An 18,896-nucleotide genomic window follows, 5' to 3' on the forward strand; every position below is an offset into this window, starting at 1 on the left:
GGGGGTCAGAGCGTCGCGTCGTGCCCGAGGATCTTGCGCAGGTAGGCGTACGTGAGGTCTCCGGCGGTCTGGTCGTGCTGGTGCTCGTAGCCGTGCTTCGCGTACAGCGCGAGGTTCTGCACCGAGTCGCGGCCCGTGAAGACCCAGACCTCGGACGTGTCGTCGGGCAGGAGCGGCAGGATCGCGAGCAGGAGCTGCGTGCCGACACCCTTGCCCTGGAGGTCCGGTGCGACCGCGAGGCGGCCGAGCGTGGCCTTCGTGCCCTCGAGCAGCACCCGGATCGAGCCGACGAGCCGGTGGCCGTCCCATGCGCCGAGCGTGATGACGTTCGGGTCCGCGAGGTCCGCGCGCAGCTCCTCGAGGGTCTGCGTCAGGGGCGGGATATTGGGATCTCCGTACATCTGCGCCTCGCTGACGAACGCCGCACGGCGCACCGTGAGCAGCTCACCCGCATCGGCGTCGGTCACGGTCCGGATCTGCACCTCGGGCTCGCTCATGGCCCCATCGTCGCACCACCGCTGGCGACGCGTTGCACGACGCGCTCCCGTCCGCCTCGGCTACCGTGGGGCCTCGTGTCCTCCACAGCGCCTGCCGGGCCGACCTCGCCGACCACGCCGTCCGCCGCGACGCCCTGGGTCCTGACGCTCTCGTGCCCCGACCGGCCCGGGATCGTGCACGCCGTGGCGGGCCTGCTCGCCGAGCACGGGGGCAACATCACGGAGTCTCAGCAGTTCGGGGACCCGCTGACCGGCCTGTTCTTCATGCGCGTCCAGGTCACGTCGACGGCGTCCCGCGCCGACCTGGAGCTCGCCCTCGCCGAGCTCGCCGCGCGGTTCTCCATGACCTGGACGCTCGACGTCGCGGGACGCCCGATCCGCACCCTGATCCTCGGGTCGACCGCGGCGCACTGCCTCAACGACCTCGCGTTCCGCCAGCGCTCGGAGAACCTGCCGATCGAGATCGTCGCGGTCGTGTCCAACCACACGGTGCTCGCGGACCTGGCGCGGTTCTACGACATCCCGTTCCACCACATCCCCGTGACTGCCGCGACGAAGGCCGCTGCCGAGGCCCAGCTCCTCGCGCTCGTCGAGGAGCTCGACGTCGAGCTCGTCGTGCTCGCGCGCTACATGCAGATCCTGTCGGACGACCTGTGCCGCGCGCTGGCCGGTCGGATCATCAACATCCACCACTCGTTCCTGCCGTCGTTCAAGGGTGCTCGCCCGTACGCGCAGGCCCACGACCGCGGCGTCAAGCTCATCGGCGCGACCGCGCACTACGTGACGGGCGACCTGGACGAGGGGCCGATCATCGAGCAGGACGTCGAGCGCGTCGACCACACCCGGGGCGTCGAGGACCTCGTCGCCCTGGGCCAGGACGTCGAGCGCCGGGCGCTGGCCAAGGCCGTCCGCTGGCACGCCGAGCACCGCGTGCTGCTCGACGGGCACCGCACCGTCGTCTTCCGCTGACCTGACCTGACTTTGCCTGACCCGACGGGCCGGTCAGCAGACCCGGCAACGGTGCTCAGACCTCGCGCGCCCGGCGCATGAGCGTGTCGATGGCGATCGCCAGCGCGAGCACCAGCCCGGTGATGACGTAGCGCACCGCCGTGTCGAGGTTCAGCAGCGTGAGACCGCTCGAGATCGACTGGATGACGAGCACGCCCAGCAGCGCCGACCACGCACTCCCGCGGCCACCGAAAAGGCTCGTGCCACCGATGACGGCCGCGGCGATCGCCGTGAGGTTCGTGTCGCCCCCGCCGGTCGCCTGGTTCGCAGCGGCGAGCCGGCCGACGGACAGCACGCCGCCGAGCGCGGCGAGCGTCGAGCACGCGACGAACACCGAGACGAGCGTGCGCCGGACGGGGATTCCCGCGCGGCGCGCCGACTCGACGTTGCCGCCGACGGCGCGCACCGCCCTGCCCCAGCGGGTGCGGCGCAGCAGCAGGTCGACGACAGCGACGAGGCCGACGAAGAGCGCGAAGGTCACCCCGACGCCCCGGTTGGTGTTGAGGTAGGCGACGCTCGCCCCGAGCACGACCGCGAGCGCCCCGACGCGGACACCGAGGTCGACCGGGGACGCGACGGGCAGCTCGGCCCGCAGGCGCCGGGAGCGCTCGACCATGAGCATCGTGGCGTACCCGAGCACGACCGCCGCGACGATCGCCGAGGAGGCCGCGGGCGCCAGGAAGCCCTGTTGGCTGAGCCGGACGAGCGTGGATCGGAACGGGAGGTTCACCGAGCCCGTCGGCCCGAGGACGCGCAGCTGCAGACCGGCGAACACGAGCAGTCCCGCGAGGGTCAGGACGAAGCTCGGGAGCCCGAGCCGTGTCGTGAGCGCGCCGTACAGCACCCCGACGACCGCTCCGACGCCGAGCGCGACGACGACCGCGAGCAGCGTCGGCCACCCGAGCTGCACCGACCCGATCGCGACGACGGCCGCGGCCAGGCCGCTGACCGACCCGACGGACAGGTCGATCTGCCCGACCAGCAGCACGAGCACGATGCCGAGCGCGATGACCCCGGTCGCGGCGCACTGGAGCGTGAGGTTGACGAGGTTGTCGCTCGACAGGAAGTGCGGGTTGAGCAGCTGGAACACGAGCCAGATCACGACGAGGGCACCGACGATGGGCAGCGTCCCGAGCTGTCCGCTGCGCATGCGCTGGGTGAGGGCGGCGCGCAGGCCGCGCAGTCCCCCGGTCGGTCCCGGTGCACCGGTGCGTGCACGCGTCGAGGCGGTCATGTGACGTTCTCCTCTCGGCGTGGCGGGCGCGTGCGTCGGCCGACCGGTGTCGCGCCGGTCATCGCGGCGATCAGGTCCTCGTAGCTGACCTGGTCGGCGTCGAACACCCCGTTCGTGCGGCCGAGCCGCAGGACGACGATGCTGTCGGCGACGGCCTGGACGTCGACGATCGAGGAGCTGATGAGCACCACGGCGTGGCCGTCGTCGCGCAGCCGCTCGACGAGGTTGAGCACCTCGGCGGTCTGGGTGATGCCGAGCGCCGCGGTCGGCTCGTCGAGCACGACGACACGCGGGTCGCCGAGCAGCGCCCGGGCGATCGCGACAGCCTGGCGCTGCCCCCCGGTGAGTGCGCCGACGGGCACACGCACAGACGGAACCCGCGCGGCGAGCTTGTTGAGCAGGCTCCAGGCCTCCTTCTCCATCGCGACCTCGTCGAGGACGGGACCGAGCGTCACCTCCTGCCCGAGGAACAGGTTCTCCACGACGTCGAGGTTCGCGCACAGCGCTCCGTCCTGGAACACCGTCGCGATCCCGAGCGCACGGGCGAGACCGGGCGACGCGAGCGTCACGGGCCGGCCGTCGAGCTCGACCAGCCCGGAGTCGGGCACGAGCGCCCCCGACAGCACGCCCGCGAGGGTCGACTTGCCCGCGCCGTTGTCGCCCACGACCGCCACGACCTCGTGGGTGCGCACGTCGAGGTCGACGTGCGCGAGCGCCCGCACGGCGCCGAAGCTCTTGGACACCCCACGCAGGGACAGCACCGGGGAGCTCACGAGCCACCACCGGCGATGAGGCCCGCGTCGATGCACGCTTGTCTGTAGGGCTGCACGCAGATCTCCTCCGTGGTGAAGACGCCGCCACCGACCAGGATGCGGCCGACGTCAGCCTTGGTGACCGCGACCGGCGCGAGCAGCAGCGCCGGGACACCCGAGACGCTCACGCTGGTCGACGGCTGCTCGCCGCGCGTGACCTGCACCGCGAGCTCGGCGGCGATCCCGGCCTGCTGGCGGATCGCCTTGTAGACGGTCATGTACTGGTCGCCCGAGACGATGCGCTGGACCGCAGCGAGCTCGGCGTCCTGGCCGGTGACCGGTGGGACCGGGTCAAGGCCCGCTGCCTTCATCGCCGAGATCGCCCCACCGGCCGTCCCGTCGTTGGCCGCGGCGATCGCGTCGACGCGACCGGCGAACTGGGTGAGCTGGCCCGCGACCCACTCCTGGGCCTTGTCGGGGCTCCAGTCGGGGGTGTCGTACGACGCGAGCACGTCGATGTCGTGGCCCTCGAAGGCGGCGAGCACCCCCCTGCGGTACTGGGCGGAGTTGGGGTCGGTCGCCGCGCCGCCCACGACGAGAACGCCGCGTCGGCCGTCACCGGCGGGCTTCGTCGCGTCGAGAGCGCGCACGAGCGCCTCGCCCTGCAGCCGCCCGACCAGCTCGTTGTCGAACGACACGTAGTAGTCGACCGGTGCGTCAGCGATGAACCGGTCGTAGGCGATGACCTTGACGCCACGCTCGTTGGCCGCAGCGACGATGCTCGCGGCCGCCGCCGCGTCGACGGCGTCGAGGACGAGGACGTTCGCGCCCTGAGTGAGGACCGACTCCGCCTGCTGCTGCTGCCGGGCCGCGTCCTGGTCGGCGTTCGCGTACAGCACGCGGCACTCGGGGCAGCGCGCGGCGACGACGGCCTCGAACGCCGGCCGGTCGGCGCTCTCGTACCGCGCGGTCTTGGACTCGGGCAGCAGCAGCGCGATCGTGTCGGCCGAGCGCGACTGCACGGCGGGCGTCGCGCAGCCGGCGAGGACGACGAGGGCGGCGACCGCGAGGCCGACGGCGCGCCCCTGGCGACGGGCGATCATCCGGTCACCGCCAGGGAGCCGGCGATCCCGGCGCGGTCGAGCGCGACGGAGAGCGCTCCACGGACCTCGGCTGCCGCCCCGAGGTCGGACTCGACCACGTCGACCGGACCCGCGGTGCTCGGCAGGACGCGCTCCGCGAGAACGGCGCGCAGGGGGTCGAGCAACAGCTCCCCGGCCTCGGCGAGCTGGCCACCGACGACGACGAGCTCCGGGTCGAAGAGGTTGCAGACGTTCGCGGCGGCACGGCCGAGGTACCTCCCGGCGTCGGCGATGACGCGCCGGCAGTCGGGGTCGCCCTCCTCGGCGCGCGTGATCATGTCGCGCATCGTGAGGTGCCCGTGGCTCGGCTGGAGCTCGGCGAGCAGCACGGCACCGCCGATGAACGTCTCGAGGCACCCGCGGTTGCCGCACCGGCAGAGCGGGCCGTCGTCGGCCATGATCATGTGCCCGATCTCCCCCGCGATGCCCGCGCGCCCGTGGAACACGTCACCGCCGATGATCAGGCCGCCACCGACGCCGTACGACACGCGCAGGTAGACGACGTCCCGGCGACCCCGCGCGGCACCGAGCCGGACCTCCGCGAGCGCGCCGAGGTTGGCGTCGTTGTCCACGTACACGGGGATGCCGAGCCGCTGCTCGAGGACCTCGGGGACGACGACGCCGTCCCAGCCACGCAGGATCCCGACCGTCGAGACCAGCCCCGTGCGCACGTCGACGGGCGCGGGCACCCCGACCCCGACCGCGAGGACCTCCTGCATGCTCGCGTCGACGGACTCGACCATCTCCGTGAGCAGCAGGGCCGCCCGCTCGAGACCCGCGTCGGCCCGGTGGTCGGGCGGGAGCGGCATGCGCTGCTCGGCGACGATGCGGTGGGCGACGTCCGACAGCGCGACGCGCAGCGAGCGGGTGTCGAAGTGGATCCCGGCGACGAGCCCGAGGTTGCGCGCGAGCGTGACCTGCTGCGCGCGCCGGCCGCTGCGGGACGTGGGCGCGGTGTGGAGCACGCCGATCGCCGTGAGTTCCTTGACGATGTTCGACACGGTCGCCGGAGACAACCCTGTCACACCGGCCAGCTCGACCTGGGTGAGGGAGCCCCGTTGCTGAACTGCACTCACGATCCGGGCCCGGTTGGCTTCACGGAGTGAAGTTTGAGACCCGGGAGTCGCCCGGTCTGTGCCCACGCGCGCACACTACCGCCCACGACGGTCACCGGTCGCCACGTGCGTGGACGCGTCGTCCCGACCGGGGGACGACGCGTCCGGCCGAACGGCTCAGGCGTTCACTTGTTGAGGCCGAGCGGCCCGCGGCAGGTCGTCACCACCACGGCCAGTCGAACCCGTGATGGTGGCTCGCGGGCTGCTTCTCGACCAGGACCGCGACCGTGCGCGGCGGGACCGTGACGGTGCCCGACGCCTTGACCCACGTCGTGCCCTTGACCACCGGGTCGGAGCCCGTGGCCTGGACCGGCGAGAGCGCGAGCGTGCGACCCGCCAGCGCAGGGACCGTCTGGGTCGTGGCCTCGTCGGACGCGTTCAGCACCACGAGCACGCCGTTCAGCGCCCGGTCGACGTCGGGGCCGACCGTGTCGTCGACCCGCATGACGATCACGCCGGGTGTCGCCGTCGGCCCGCCGTCGGGGAACGAGACCTTCTGCTCGATGAGCTGCGCGGACCCGAGACGGAACAGGTCGGTCGAGAACCGCAGCCGCAGCAGGTCGTCGGCCGCGGCCGAGGCAGCCTGGATGTCGGCCGCCGCGGGCTTGAGCGCCGGGTTGGCCAGCGCGGGCTGGTCGTAGACCCACATCGCCTGGTTGTCGGCGCTCGGAGGCAGGCCGCGGCCGAAGCCGTTGTCCTGCTTGGTGAAGTCGAGCGAGTTGAACCAGTCCCCGGAGTTGAACGAGTTCTTGTCCAGGGACTTGCTGCGCAGCAGGTCGGCGCCGGCGTGCCAGAACGACGGCGTCTGGGCGAGCGCGGTCGTCGCGAGCGAGAGGGTGTTCATGCGCACCCGGTCGGTCATGGCCGTGGCGGTCGGCAGCTTGAGCGTGAGCGAGTCGAACAGCGTCTGGTTGTCGTGCGCGTCGACGTAGGTGATGACCTCCTCGGGCGAGTCCGCATAGCCCGCGGGCTGCCCGTTGTAGTCGATCTGGGCGCCCGTGCGGGTCGTCCCGTCGGCCGTCTGGAACGCGTAGGCACGCAGGTTGCCGGCCATGCCGAGCTTGACGAGGTCGGTGTCGTGGCCGAGCCGCGCGAGCTGGTCGGCCTCGGTCCCGTTCACCGCCGCGCCGTTCGGGTCGGTCGCCTCGCCCGAGCCGAAGCCCTGGATGCGGGGGTCGGTGTCGAACGGGCCGCCGCCGCGGACGGCGTCGCGCAGCCGGTCGCTGAAGGTCCCGATGCCGGTGCCGCCGAGCTGACCCTGCGTCGCCTGCGTGAACAGGGCGTTGTTCGCGACCTCCCCGAAGTTCCAGCCTTCGCCGTACAGGTAGACGGCTTTGCCGTCGACGCCGTCCTTGCGGGGCGTGAGCGCGTCGAGGGCGGTCCGCACGGCCTTCATGGTGTCGACCGAGTGATGCCCCATGAGGTCGAAGCGGAAGCCGTCGACCTTGTAGTCCCGGGCCCAGGTGACGACCGAGTCGACCATCATCTTGCCGGCCATGGCGTGCTCGGTCGCGACGTTCTGGCAGCACGTCGAGGTCTCGACCGCGCCCACGGAGTTGAGCCGGTGGTAGTAGCCGGGCACGACGCGGTCGAGGATCGACTTCGGGTCCTGGCCGCTCGCGGCCGTGTGGTTGAACACCTCGTCGAGCACGACCTGCAGCCCGTCGGAGTGCAACGCGCCGACCATCGTGCGGAACTCCGCGACGCGGGCGCCGCCGAACGCGTCGACCGCGTAGGAGCCCTCGGGCGCCGACCAGTGCAGCGGGTCGTAGCCCCAGTTGTACCCGTCGGTGTCCGCGCCGGCCATGACGCAGGCCTGCTGCTCGGACGAGTCCGGCGCGAGCGACGGGAGGTCGCACGCGGGGGTCGTCTGGGCGCTGCGGTTCTCCTCGATCGAGGCGATGTCGAAGGTCGGCAGGAGGTGCACGGTGGTCAGGCCTGCGCCGGCCAGCTCACGCAGGTGGGTGCGGCCTGCACCGTTGACCGCGAAGGCGAGGTAGGTCCCGCGCTTGGCGGCCGGGACGCTCTGGTCGTTGATCGAGAAGTCGCGGACGTGCAGCTCGTAGATCGTCTGGTCGACCGGTGCCACGACGGGCTGCTTGGCCTTCTCCCACTGGCGCGGCCGGTAGGCCGGGTCGGCGAGGTCGACCAGGACGGAGTGCGTCGAGTTCAGGGTGAGGGCGACCGACGACGGGTCGGTGACCTCGTTGACCTCGACCTTGTCCGTGCTCGGCACGTAGACCGAGACGGCGTACCGGTACGCGGCGCCCTTCCAGCTCGCGTCGCCGCGCACGGTCCATGAGCCGTCCGGCTGCCGGGTCATCGCGATCCGCTGGGGTGCCGCGGTCGTGTCGGGCGGGTTCGTGCCCGACGCCGGCCAGAGCAGCAGGTCCACGCCCTGGGCGGTCGGCGCCCACACCGCGAGCGTCGGCCGCTTCTTGCTCCACGTCGCGCCGAACGTACGATCCGCAGCATCTGCGGCGTACAAGTCGTCCAGCACGCCCGGGACCTGCACTCCGGTGGCCGCCTGCAGGGTCCCGTCCGAGGCTGCCTGGGTGACCAGGAGCTCTCCCTTGACCAGCTCCGCCACGGCCGCACGGTCGGCGCCCGCGGGGTGCAGCGCGAGGTAGCCGGCGAGCGCCGGGAACCGTCCGAGCTCAGCGGAGGTCAGTCCCGCTGCGTCGTACGTGAGCGCGACGGTCGTCCCGCCCGTCACGGCGCCGTCGACGACCGCGACCGCGCCGTCGGGCGACGCGTGGAGCGCGAACGTCAGCGTCGCGGGGTCCGCCCCCGCCAGGAGCGCCGCGGGCCACGCGATCGTGCCCGCGTCGATCCACTGCGCCCGGTCCTCACCCGTGCCAGGCAGCGGCGCATCGGTGACCTCGATCGTCAGGATGTGCGTCGCGAGCACGTACGTGAAGGTCACGGGCTTGCCGCCAGGAGCGGTGAACGACATGTTGGCGCCACCAGCTGCTCCGCCGGCGCCGTAGTTCTCGGCCCACGACAGGTTGTGCGCGACCTTGAGCTCATAGGTGCCTGCGGGGATGGCGGCGGCTGTGTAGGTATAGGTGCCGTCGCCCTCCTTGTCCTGCAGGGACGTCACGACACACTCGGGCTGCCAGTCGCCGGGGCAGCCGACCTCGCTCTGGTAGGAGCCAGGCAGGGTGATCAGCGGTCCCTGGGCGCTCGAGGAGAACCACTTCGTCGCGTCGTCGTAGACGAAGGTGACCGACTGCGGCTCCGCGAGCGAGAACAGCACGTTGTCGCCGCCGGGCAGACCGCCCGCACCGTAGTTCTCGGTCCACGCGCCGCCGATGGCGATCTTGTACTGCCAGTCACCGGCCGGGACCGTGAAGGTCGCCGAGTACACGCCGTTGCCGCGGTGGGTGAGCGCGACGGCCGCGCAGTCGGGCTGCCAGTCGCCCGAGCAGCCCAGCTCGCTGTCGAGGCTGCCGGGGATGGTCACCAGCAGATCGGTGCGCCCCCCGACCGTGCCGGGCGCCTCGGGCACGACGCCGTCGACGGCGATGCCGACCGAGGCGTAGGTGGAGCCGGCGACGCGGTTCCCGGCGGCGTCCGTGGACACGGCCCGGTACTCGACCAGGGTGCCCGGCGCCAGCTTCGTCACGTCGTGGAACACGCGCGGGCTCGTCGTCTCGGCGGTCCCGAGCGGCGTCCAGCTCGTCGCACCGACCACGCGGTACGCGACGGACGTCTCGCTCCACGTGCTGGCGGGCACCTCGGCCGCGACCGGGGAGACCCCCGACAGCGCGGCACCCGCGGTCGGCGCGGACACGGTGATCGCCGTGGACGCGCCACCGGCCCAGGCTCCGACCGGCCGGTCGGCGCGCAGCACGACGGCGGACAGCGCCGGGACCGTCAGCGCGACGGAACCGGTCCCGTCAGCGGTCACGGGGGTCGTCGTGCCGTAGAGCGGCGCGTAGGTCGCGCCCGGCGTGAGCGTCGTCAGTGTGACGGTCGCCGGGGTCGCGGCGTTGTTGAGCGCCACGAGGTGCTCGATCTTCTCGGTCCGGTCGACCCGGGCGAAGGCGTACACCGACCCGCTCGCAGACAGCTGGATCTGCGCGCCGTCGGCCAGCGCCGGGTGCGACGAACGCAGGGCCGCGAGCCCGGCGATGTGCTGGTAGAGCGTCGCCGACGTGTCGTAGCGGTCGACGGACCCCGCCGTCGTCCCGTCCACGAGCGCCTGGTTCGCGTACTCCGCGACCTGGGTCGCGAAGAGGGACTGCCGGGCGTCCTTGTCGGTGCCGCCGAGCGAGCCGTTCCCGACGAAGCCCTGCTCGTCGCCGTAGTACACGACGGGCTGCCCGCGCGTCAGGTACATGAGCGAGTGCGCGAGCTCGTCCCGCGCGACCTGGTTGCCCGCGTCCTTCAGCATGTAGCCGATGCGGCCCATGTCGTGGTTGCCGAGGAACGTCGGCAGCGCCGACGCGCTCGTCGTCGGGGTCGTGTAGTAGTCGTCGGTCGCGAACAGTGCCGCGAGCCCCGTCGCCGCCGAGCCCTTCGCGAAGCTCGCCGCGCCCGACTGGAAGGAGAAGTCGAGCACCGAGCTCATGTCGGTCGTGCGCACGTACGGCGACGTCTTCGTCGCGTCCGCGTCGTACACCTCGCCGAACATGAAGAAGTCAGGCTTGCCGTGCGCCCGGGCGTAGTCACGGACCGCCGTGGTCCACTGCTGCCAGAACTCCATGTTGACGTGCTTGGCCGTGTCGATGCGGAAGCCGTCGACGCCCAGGTCGACCCAGCCCTCGTAGACCTGCTCGAACCCGGCGACGACGGTCGGGCTCTCGGTCATGAGGTCGTCGAGCCCGTCGAAGTCGCCGTACGTGACCGACTCCCCCGCCCACGTCGAGTTGCCGCGGTTGTGGTAGAGCGTCACGTCGTTCAGCCAGGACGGGACCTTGAGGTTGGCGTCCTCCGGCTTGACGACCGGCGTGTAGGGGAACGACGTCTCGGCCGAGAGCGTGGGGAACGTGCCCGTGCCCGCGTAGGTCGCCGGGTCGAACGCCGTGCCCGACGCGTCCTTGTACGGGGTCGTGGCCTTGTCGACGTACGTGTAGGTCTGCTGGGTGTTGTCGATGACGTCGGCGGTGTGGTTCGTGATGATGTCGAAGTACACCTTGATGCCGCGCGCGTGCGCGTCTGCGATGAGCTGCTGCAGCTCGGCGTTGGTCCCCAGGTGCGGGTCGATGTGCGTGAAGTCGGTGATCCAGTAGCCGTGGTAGCCGGCCGACGCGTTCGCGCCCGTGCCTTGGACCGGCTTGTTCACGAACGAGGGCGTCAGCCAGATCGCCGACGTGCCCAGACCCTGGATGTAGTCGAGCTTGCTCCGCAGGCCCGCGAGGTCGCCGCCCGAGTAGAAGCCCTTGTCGGTCGGGTCGTACCCCGTCGTCATCCGGTCGCCGGTCAGCCCGCCGGTGTCGTTCGACGTGTCGCCGTTGGCGAAGCGGTCGGTCATGACGAAGTAGAACTGCTGGCCGTCGCCGGCTTCCCGCGCGGGCGGCGCCACGAGCGCGTCGTCGGCCGCGGTGTAGCCGGCGGGGAGGTCGACCGGCGCGAGGGCGATGCGGTGGGTCGTGTCGTCGAACGTGAACCGGACCTTCGCCGACCCGGCCAGCACGAGCGGGATGTTGTCCCCTCCACCGTTCGCCCCGTACGCCTCGTCCCAGGTCCCGTTCACTGCGACCTTGTACTCGAACGAGCCGGCGGGGAGCGTCCACTCGGCGGCGTACTGCCCGGGGGTCGCGGTGGGCGTGAGCGCTGTCTGCGCGCAGTCGGGTTGCCAGTCACCCGCGCAGCCGAGCTCGTCCTGGAGCGATCCGACGAGCACGAACGTGCGCGGCACCGCGGCGGCGGCGGTGCCCGCCCCGGAGGTGCCTGCCACGAGCCCGACGGTGGCGAGGGCCACTGCGGCAAGGGTTGAGGTGAGCTTCCGGACCATTGCGTCGACAGCGACCATTCCCGGCTCCTTCGTCGCCCGCACGACGATGTGCGGGATGGCGTGTGGGGCTGACCGTAGCGATTACTGCAAACCACCGCAATCCCCGAGAAACTGCACGACATCATGGGATGAATGCAGACGGAAGTCGCCCGTTCGTTCTCCGTATCCCCGCAGGTGACACGCCTGGAGGCGCGCGAGCACGACGCGAACCGCTTACAGCCGACACACAGGCCGCCGCGCGGAGGTGCGTTGCTCCCCTCCGCTCAGGGGTCTGTCGCCGGTCCGCTCAGTCGACGGTACGCAGCTCGTCGAGACGCTCCGCGAGCCCCGGCACGTCGTCGTCGACCTCGACGAGCTTGTCCCGGCTCGTCGCGCCCGACACCAGCCGCACGTGCCGGCGCCTCGCCCCGAGGGCGTCCGCCAGGGCCGCGAGGGCCGCCTCCGTGGCCGCACCGTCGACCGCCCGCGCGTTCACCGCGACGACGAGCCGGTCACCGTGCAGACCGCCGACGCGCGCGCGAGACGCACCCGGCTTGACCCTGATCGCGACGCGCACGCTCACCGGCTCCCGGGCACTGGCACCAGCACGCGGTAGCTCAGATGAGACCGAGCGCCTGGACCGCTGCGCGCTCCTCGACGAGCTCGGCGACCGACGCGTCGATGCGCGCCCGCGAGAACTCGTCGATCTCGAGCCCGGGCACGATGTGCCACTCGCCGCCCTCCGACGTCACGGGGAACGACGAGATGAGCCCCTCGGGCACCCCGTACGAGCCGTCGGAGACGATGCCGGCCGACGTCCAGTCGCCCGCCGGCGTCCCGTTGACCCACGAGTGCACGTGGTCGATCGCCGCGTTCGCCGCCGAGGCCGCCGACGACTGGCCGCGCGCCTCGATGATCGCCGCGCCGCGTTGGGCGACGGTCGGGATGAACACGTCCTCGACCCATCGGGGATCCCCGACGACGTCCGTCGCGGGGCGACCCGCGATCGTGGCGTGCGTGATGTCGGGGTACTGCGTCGTCGAGTGGTTGCCCCAGATCGTGAGGCGCTTGACATCGGTGAGCTGCGCGCCGGTCTTCTTGGCGAGCTGGATGTGCGCGCGGTTGTGGTCGAGGCGGGTCATCGCGGTGAAGCGTCCCGCCGGGACGTCCGGTGCGTGCGACGCCGCGATCAGGGCGTTCGTGTTCGCGGGGTTGCCCACGACGAGGACACGGATGTCGTCGGCGGCACCCGCGTTGATGGCCTGGCCCTGCGGGCGGAAGATCCCGCCGTTCGCCGAGAGCAGGTCGGCCCGCTCCATGCCGGCCGTGCGGGGTCGCGCGCCGACGAGCAGCGCCACGTTGGCGCCGTCGAAGGCCGCCGTCGCGTCGTCGAAGATGTCGACCCCGGCGAGCAGCGGGAAGGCGCAGTCGTCGAGCTCGAGCGCGACTCCCGCCGCAGCCTTCATGCCCTGGGTGACCTCGAGGAGGCGGAGCCGGACGGGGGTGTCGGTGCCGAGCAGCTGGCCGGAGGCGATGCGGAACAGCAGCGCATATCCGATCTGGCCGGCGGCGCCCGTGACCGTGACGTTGACGGGGGTCGTCATGAGAGATCTCCTTCGATCGGTTCTGCTGACGTGCCGAAGCGTGAGGTTGTGCCCGCATGCCGGCGCGGGAGCGCCCCGGCGGTCATGCCAGGCGCGCTGAGAGGTTCTCGTCGAGTGCGGCGAGGAAGGCCTCGGTCGTGAGCCACTCGGCGTCGGGCCCGATGAGGAGCGCGAGGTCCTTGGTCATCTTGCCGCTCTCGACGGTGGTGATGACGACGTCCTCGAGCGTCTCGGCGAACTTCGTGACCTCGGGCGTCCCGTCCAGCTTGCCGCGGTGCTTGAGGCCGCCGGTCCACGCGAAGATCGACGCGATCGGGTTGGTCGAGGTCGGCTTGCCCGCCTGGTGCTGGCGGTAGTGCCGCGTCACGGTGCCGTGCGCCGCCTCGGCCTCGACCGTCGTGCCGTCGGGCGTCATCAGGACGCTCGTCATGAGGCCGAGCGATCCGAAGCCCTGCGCGACGGTGTCGGACTGCACGTCGCCGTCATAGTTCTTGCAGGCCCAGACGTACCCGCCCTCCCACTTCATCGACGCGGCGACCATGTCGTCGATGAGGCGGTGCTCGTACGTCAGGCCGGCCGCGGCGAACTGCGGGGCGAACTCGGTGTCGAACACCTCCTGGAAGATGTCCTTGAACGCGCCGTCGTACGCCTTGAGGATCGTGTTCTTGGTCGACAGGTAGACCGGGTAGCCGCGCTGCAGGCCGTACGCGAGCGACGCGCGGGCGAAGTCACGGATCGAGTCGTTGAAGTTGTACATCCCCATCGCGACGCCGCCGCCCTCGGGGTACGTCACGACCTGCTGCTCGATCGGCTCGGAGCCGTCCGACGGGGTGAACGTCAGGGTCAGCGTCCCGGCGCCCGGGACCTTGAAGTTCGTCGCGCGGTACTGGTCGCCGAACGCGTGGCGGCCGATGATGATCGGCTTGTTCCAGCCGGGCACGAGGCGCGGGATGTTCGAGATGATGATCGGCTCGCGGAAGACGACACCGCCGAGGATGTTGCGGATCGTGCCGTTCGGCGAGACCCACATCTTCTTCAGGCCGAACTCCTCGACGCGGGCCTCGTCGGGCGTGATCGTCGCGCACTTCACGCCGACGCCGTGCTCCTTGATCGCGTAGGCCGCGTCGATCGTGACCTGGTCGTCCGTCGCGTCGCGGTTCTCGATCGACAGGTCGTAGTACCGCAGGTCGATGTCGAGGTACGGGTGGATCAGGCGGTCCTTGATGAACTGCCAGATGATCCGCGTCATCTCGTCGCCATCGAGCTCGACGACGGGGCCCACGACCTTGATCTTCGCCATGCGGGGATGCTCCTGTGCTGGGGGGGACACGTGCCTGCGACCAAGATTACTCGACATCAAGAGACTTTGCGTCGCCCCGCACATGCGGGACGGGCCCGACCGGTTGATCCCGGCCGAGCCCGTCCTCGTGCAGTCGTGCGGTGCTGCTGACGTGCTGTCCTACTGGCGTGCTGTGATCAGGAAGCAGCCTTGACGATCGCGAGGAGCTTCTCGTCGTTGGCGTACGACTCGGCAGCGTTCGCCTTGGTGACGATCTGCGGCGGCAGCAGGAACGCCGGGACGGCCTTGACGCCGTTCTCGTACGACTTGGTGTCGTTGACCTCAGGCGTCTTGCCCGTGCTCAGGTCGGTCGCCATCTGGACGGCGGCCTTGACGAGGTTGCGGGTGTCCTTGTTGATCGTGGAGTACTGCTCGCCGGCCATGATCGACTTGACCGACTCGACCTCGGAGTCCTGGCCGGTGACGGTCGGGAGCGCCTTGCCGGCGCCCTTGACCGACGTGATGATCGCGCGGGCCAGGGTGTCGTTCGGGGACAGGACGCCATCGAGCGTCTTGGCACCGTTGTAGGTGCTCGTCAGGAGCGAGTCCATGCGGCTCTGGGCGTTCTCGGCCTTCCAGCCGGCCGTCGCCGTCTGCTTGATGTCGGTCTGACCCGAGCCGACGATGACGTCGCCCTTGTCGATGGCCGGCTGCAGGATGTCCATCGCGCCGTTGAAGAACACGGCCGAGTTGGCGTCGTCGGACGAACCCGAGAACAGCTCGATCGTGTACGGGCCGGTGGCCTTCTTGGCCTTCATGCCGTCCAGCAGGGCCTGGCCCTGGAGCTGGCCGACCTTGAAGTTGTCGTACGCGACGTAGTAGTCGACAGCCTTCGTGTTGAGGATCAAGCGGTCATACGCGATGACGATCGCGCCGGCGGCCTGGGCGGCCTCGACCTGGGTGCTGAGCTGCGCACCGTCGGCCGCACCGATGATGATGACCTTCGCGCCCTTGGTCACCATCGCGGTGATCTGGCCCTGCTGGTCGGCGACGGTGCCCGAGGCGGCCGCGTACTGCACGTCCGACGTGAAGCCCGCGTCCTTGAGGTCCTGGGTGAACAGGTCACCGGCGAGAACCCAGTTCTCCGACGTCTTCGAGGGAAGCGCGACCCCGACGAGCGAGTCGGCGGCGAAGCCCGCGGCGGCAGCCGAGGCCGAGCCCGAGGCTGCCGGCGCGGTGGCATCGGCCGTGCGGCTCGAGCAGGCGGTCAGCGACAGCGCTGCCACCGCGGCGAGCGCGAGGGAGGTCTTGACGATCTTGCGCATGGTGCGTCACATCTCTTTCTCGGAAGTGATCGTGCGTGGTGCTACCCGGCAGCTGCTGTGCTGCCGCGGTGGTCGTTCGTCTCGACGACGCCAGGCGTCGCCTTCCACACTCAAGAAGCGACGCGGACGGGCTCTGGTGGGCCGCTGACTGCCTCGTCCTTCTCGAACCTTCGGGTCATCAACCCGATGAGGGAGGGCTTTCCCTGCATCTTGTTGTAGACGTCGATCCCGACCGCGATGAGCAGCACGAGACCCTTGATCATCTGGACCTTGTCGGCGCCGACGCCCATGAGCTGCAGGCCGTTGTTCAGGACCGCCATGACGAGACCACCGACGATGGAGCCGGTGACCGTGCCGGAGCCGCCGGCGACTGCCGCGCCACCGATGAAGCAGGCCGCGATCGCGTCGAGCTCCCAGTTGAGGCCGTCCTGAGGACCGGAGGCGGCAGAGCGGGCGACGAAGATCATGCCCGCGAGGGAGGCCAGGATCGACATGTTCATCATGACCAGGAAGTGCACGCGCTTGGACTTGACGCCCGAGAGCTGCGCGGCCAGGCGGTTGCCACCCACCGCATAGATGTGGCGCCCGAAGATCATGTTGTTCGTGATGAACGAGTACAGGACCACCAGGGCGAGCAGGATGAGCCCCGACACCGGGAAGCTCGTCCCGACGCGACCGCCGGCGAACAGGAATGCGGCGTAGACGACGACGGCCACCAGGACCGTGACCTTGACGACGCTGACCCAGCCCGGAGCCATCTCCGAGCCCATCTCGCGCTGTGTCGCGCGCAGGCGGAACTCGCGGATCACGACGACGATCGCGATCAGCACGCCGAGCACGAGCGTGAGGTTGTTGTACCCGGTGTTCGGGCCGACCTCGGGCAGGTACCCCGCGCCGATCGTGCGGAAGCCCTCGGGGACCGGGATCGTGTTCGCGTTGCCGATGAACTGGTTCATCCCGCGGAACAGGAGCATGCCGGCGAGCGTCACGATGAAGGCCGGGACGCCGATGTACGCGACCCAGAAGCCCTGCCACGCGCCGATCGCCGCACCGATCACGAGCCCGAGGATGATCGCGACGCCCCAGGGGAGGTCGAACTTCTGCATCGCGGTCGCCACCACGATGCCGGCCACGGCGGCCACGGACCCGACGGACAGGTCGATGTTGCCGAGGATGATCACCATGACCATGCCGATGGCAAGGATCAGGATGTAGGAGTACTGGCTCACGATGGCGATGAGGTTGACCGGGTCGAGCGTCAGCCCGTGGGTCAGGATCTGGAACAGCAGGATGATCCCGACGAGCGTGAAGATCATGCCGAATTGACGGGCGTTCGACGTGCCTCCGCCGAACATCTTCTTGATGTCTGAGAATGTGGTGGTCATCGGTCCTGAGTCTTCTTCTTGGTCGAGGTCATGGTGCGCATGAGCGCTTCGGGGGTTGCGTCGGCAGCGGCCACCTCACTGGTGATCTGGCCTTCGAAGATCGTGTAGATCCGATCCGAGATACCGAGCAGCTCGGGGAGCTCCGAGGAGATGACGATGACGCCCTTCCCCTGGTCGGCGAGCTGCTGGATGATGCCGTAGATCTCGTACTTGGCCCCGACGTCGATGCCCCGCGTGGGCTCGTCGAGGATGAGCAGGTCGGGCTCGGTGAACATCCACTTCGCGAGGACGACCTTCTGCTGGTTGCCGCCCGAGAGCTTCGACAGGCCCTCGTCCACGCTCGGCGTCTTGATGCGCAGGCTCGTCCGGTACCGCTCGGCGACGGCGTGCTCCTGCGACTTGTCGATCCGCTGACCGCGCGCGATCCGTGTGAGCTTCGCCGAGACGACCGCCCGCTTGATGTCGTCGAGCAGGTTCAGACCGAGCACCTTGCGGTCCTCGGAGACGTACGCCAGACCGTGGTCGATCGCCTCCGACACGTCGCGCACCTGGATCGAGCGGCCGTCCTTGACGATCGTGCCGCGGACGTAGTTGCCGTAGGAACGCCCGAACACGCTCATCGCGAGCTCGGTGCGGCCGGCGCCCATCAGCCCGGCGAAGCCGACGATCTCGCCGCGCCGGACCGAGAAGCTCGACCCCTTGCACACGAGCCGCTCGGCGATCTGGGGGTGCTCGACCGTCCAGTCCTTGACCTCGAAGAACACCTCGCCGATGTTCGGCGTGTGGTCCGGGAACCGGTTCTCGAGGCTCCGGCCGACCATGCCGCGGATGATGCGGTCCTCGTTGACGCCGTCGATCTCCTTGTCGAGCGTCTCGACGAGCCGGCCGTCGCGCAGGATCGTGATCGAGTCCGCGACCTGCTCGAGCTCGTCGAGCTTGTGCGAGATGATGATCGACGCGATGCCCTTGCTGCGCAGGCCCACGATCAGGTCGAGCAGGTGCTGGGAGTCGGCCGCGTTCAGCGCGGCGGTGGGCTCGTCGAGGATGAGCAGCTTGACCTGCTTGCTCAGCGCCTTGGCGATCTCGACCAGCTGCTGCTTGCCGACGCCGATGTTCTGGATCAGCGTGTCGGGGTCCTCGTCGAGACCGACGCGGGCGAGCAGCTCGATCGCGCGGCGCTTGGCGGTCTTCCAGCTGATCACACCGCGCTCGGCGGGCTCGTTGCCGAGGAAGATGTTCTCGGTGATCGACAGCCCCGGGATCAGCGCGAGCTCCTGGTGGATGATCACGATGCCGGCGTGCTCGCTCGCGTTGATGTCCTTGAACCGGACGACGTCGCCCTGGAAGACGATCTCGCCCGTGTAGGACCCGTACGGGTAGACGCCCGAGAGCACCTTCATCAGGGTCGACTTGCCGGCACCGTTCTCACCGCAGATCGCGTGGATCTCGTTGGCCCGGACCGTCAGGGAGACGTCCGCGAGCGCCTTGACGCCGGGGAACTCCTTGGTGATCGCGCGCATCTCGAGGATCGTGGGCTCAGCGGACATCGACGAGCCTCTCGTTCTGCGCCACGACGCCGCGCGAGGGAGCGGAGCGACGAGCGTGGGGTGAGCG

General features: G+C 70.3%; 12 protein-coding genes and 1 pseudogene. 1 reads left to right on the top strand and 12 read right to left on the bottom strand.

All coding sequences use genetic code 11. From position 1 onward, the window contains the following. Positions 1 to 5: 5 nt before the first annotated feature. On the bottom strand, positions 6 to 497 hold the full coding sequence (locus VFW79_RS14260) for a GNAT family N-acetyltransferase (protein ID WP_329677954.1): 492 nt from the start codon (positions 495 to 497) through the stop codon (positions 6 to 8). A 75-nt stretch (positions 498 to 572) separates the two neighbouring features. Between VFW79_RS14260 and purU the strand changes: the two genes are divergently transcribed. Beyond that, entirely contained in the window at positions 573 to 1,466 is an 894-nt protein-coding gene (gene purU / locus VFW79_RS14265) for a formyltetrahydrofolate deformylase (protein ID WP_329677955.1), read from the top strand. 55 nt (positions 1,467 to 1,521) lie between these two features. On the opposite strand, the gene VFW79_RS14270 is transcribed toward purU, so the two are convergent. From VFW79_RS14270 to mmsA, 11 genes and pseudogenes are all read right to left on the bottom strand, one after another. Continuing rightward, positions 1,522 to 2,739, bottom strand: a complete 1,218-nt coding sequence (locus VFW79_RS14270; RefSeq protein WP_329677956.1) for a sugar ABC transporter permease — start codon at positions 2,737 to 2,739, stop codon at positions 1,522 to 1,524. Then, entirely contained in the window at positions 2,736 to 3,512 is a 777-nt protein-coding gene (locus VFW79_RS14275; RefSeq protein WP_329677957.1) for an ATP-binding cassette domain-containing protein, read from the bottom strand. Before VFW79_RS14275 ends, VFW79_RS14270 begins: the two co-directional genes overlap by 4 nt. After that, complete coding sequence (locus VFW79_RS14280) at positions 3,509 to 4,594, bottom strand: substrate-binding domain-containing protein (protein WP_329677958.1); 1,086 nt, start codon at positions 4,592 to 4,594, stop codon at positions 3,509 to 3,511. Before VFW79_RS14280 ends, VFW79_RS14275 begins: the two co-directional genes overlap by 4 nt. Further along, positions 4,591 to 5,775, bottom strand: a complete 1,185-nt coding sequence (locus tag VFW79_RS14285) for an ROK family transcriptional regulator (protein ID WP_329677959.1) — start codon at positions 5,773 to 5,775, stop codon at positions 4,591 to 4,593. Before VFW79_RS14285 ends, VFW79_RS14280 begins: the two co-directional genes overlap by 4 nt. A gap of 133 nt (positions 5,776 to 5,908) precedes the next feature. Further along, positions 5,909 to 11,728, bottom strand: a complete 5,820-nt coding sequence (gene pulA / locus VFW79_RS14290) for a pullulanase-type alpha-1,6-glucosidase (protein ID WP_329677960.1) — start codon at positions 11,726 to 11,728, stop codon at positions 5,909 to 5,911. A gap of 268 nt (positions 11,729 to 11,996) precedes the next feature. After that, on the bottom strand, positions 11,997 to 12,272 hold the full coding sequence (locus VFW79_RS14295; RefSeq protein ID WP_329677961.1) for a DUF167 domain-containing protein: 276 nt from the start codon (positions 12,270 to 12,272) through the stop codon (positions 11,997 to 11,999). Between the two features lie 34 nt (positions 12,273 to 12,306). Continuing rightward, positions 12,307 to 13,293 (bottom strand): malate dehydrogenase, encoded by a 987-nt coding sequence (locus VFW79_RS14300; protein WP_329677962.1) that lies wholly within the window; start codon positions 13,291 to 13,293, stop codon positions 12,307 to 12,309. A gap of 82 nt (positions 13,294 to 13,375) precedes the next feature. Further along, positions 13,376 to 14,593, bottom strand: coding sequence for an NADP-dependent isocitrate dehydrogenase (locus tag VFW79_RS14305; protein WP_329677963.1), 1,218 nt, complete (start codon positions 14,591 to 14,593; stop codon positions 13,376 to 13,378). Between the two features lie 176 nt (positions 14,594 to 14,769). Further along, the gene (locus VFW79_RS14310; RefSeq protein ID WP_329677964.1) at positions 14,770 to 15,897 is read right to left on the bottom strand and encodes a sugar-binding protein; all 1,128 of its coding nucleotides are present in this window, start codon (positions 15,895 to 15,897) and stop codon (positions 14,770 to 14,772) included. Positions 15,898 to 16,007: 110 nt separating this feature from the next. After that, positions 16,008 to 17,282 carry a multiple monosaccharide ABC transporter permease gene (gene mmsB / locus VFW79_RS14315; RefSeq protein WP_329677965.1) on the bottom strand — a complete coding sequence of 425 codons (1,275 nt, stop codon included), beginning with the start codon at positions 17,280 to 17,282 and terminating at the stop codon, positions 16,008 to 16,010. Continuing rightward, a pseudogene (gene mmsA / locus VFW79_RS14320) lies at positions 17,279 to 18,763 on the bottom strand (multiple monosaccharide ABC transporter ATP-binding protein); the annotation flags it as partial. The gene mmsB and the pseudogene mmsA, both read right to left, overlap by 4 nt. Positions 18,764 to 18,896 lie beyond the last annotated feature (133 nt).

This window comes from Cellulomonas sp. (assembly GCF_036279715.1).
Taxonomy (GTDB): domain Bacteria; phylum Actinomycetota; class Actinomycetes; order Actinomycetales; family Cellulomonadaceae; genus Cellulomonas_A.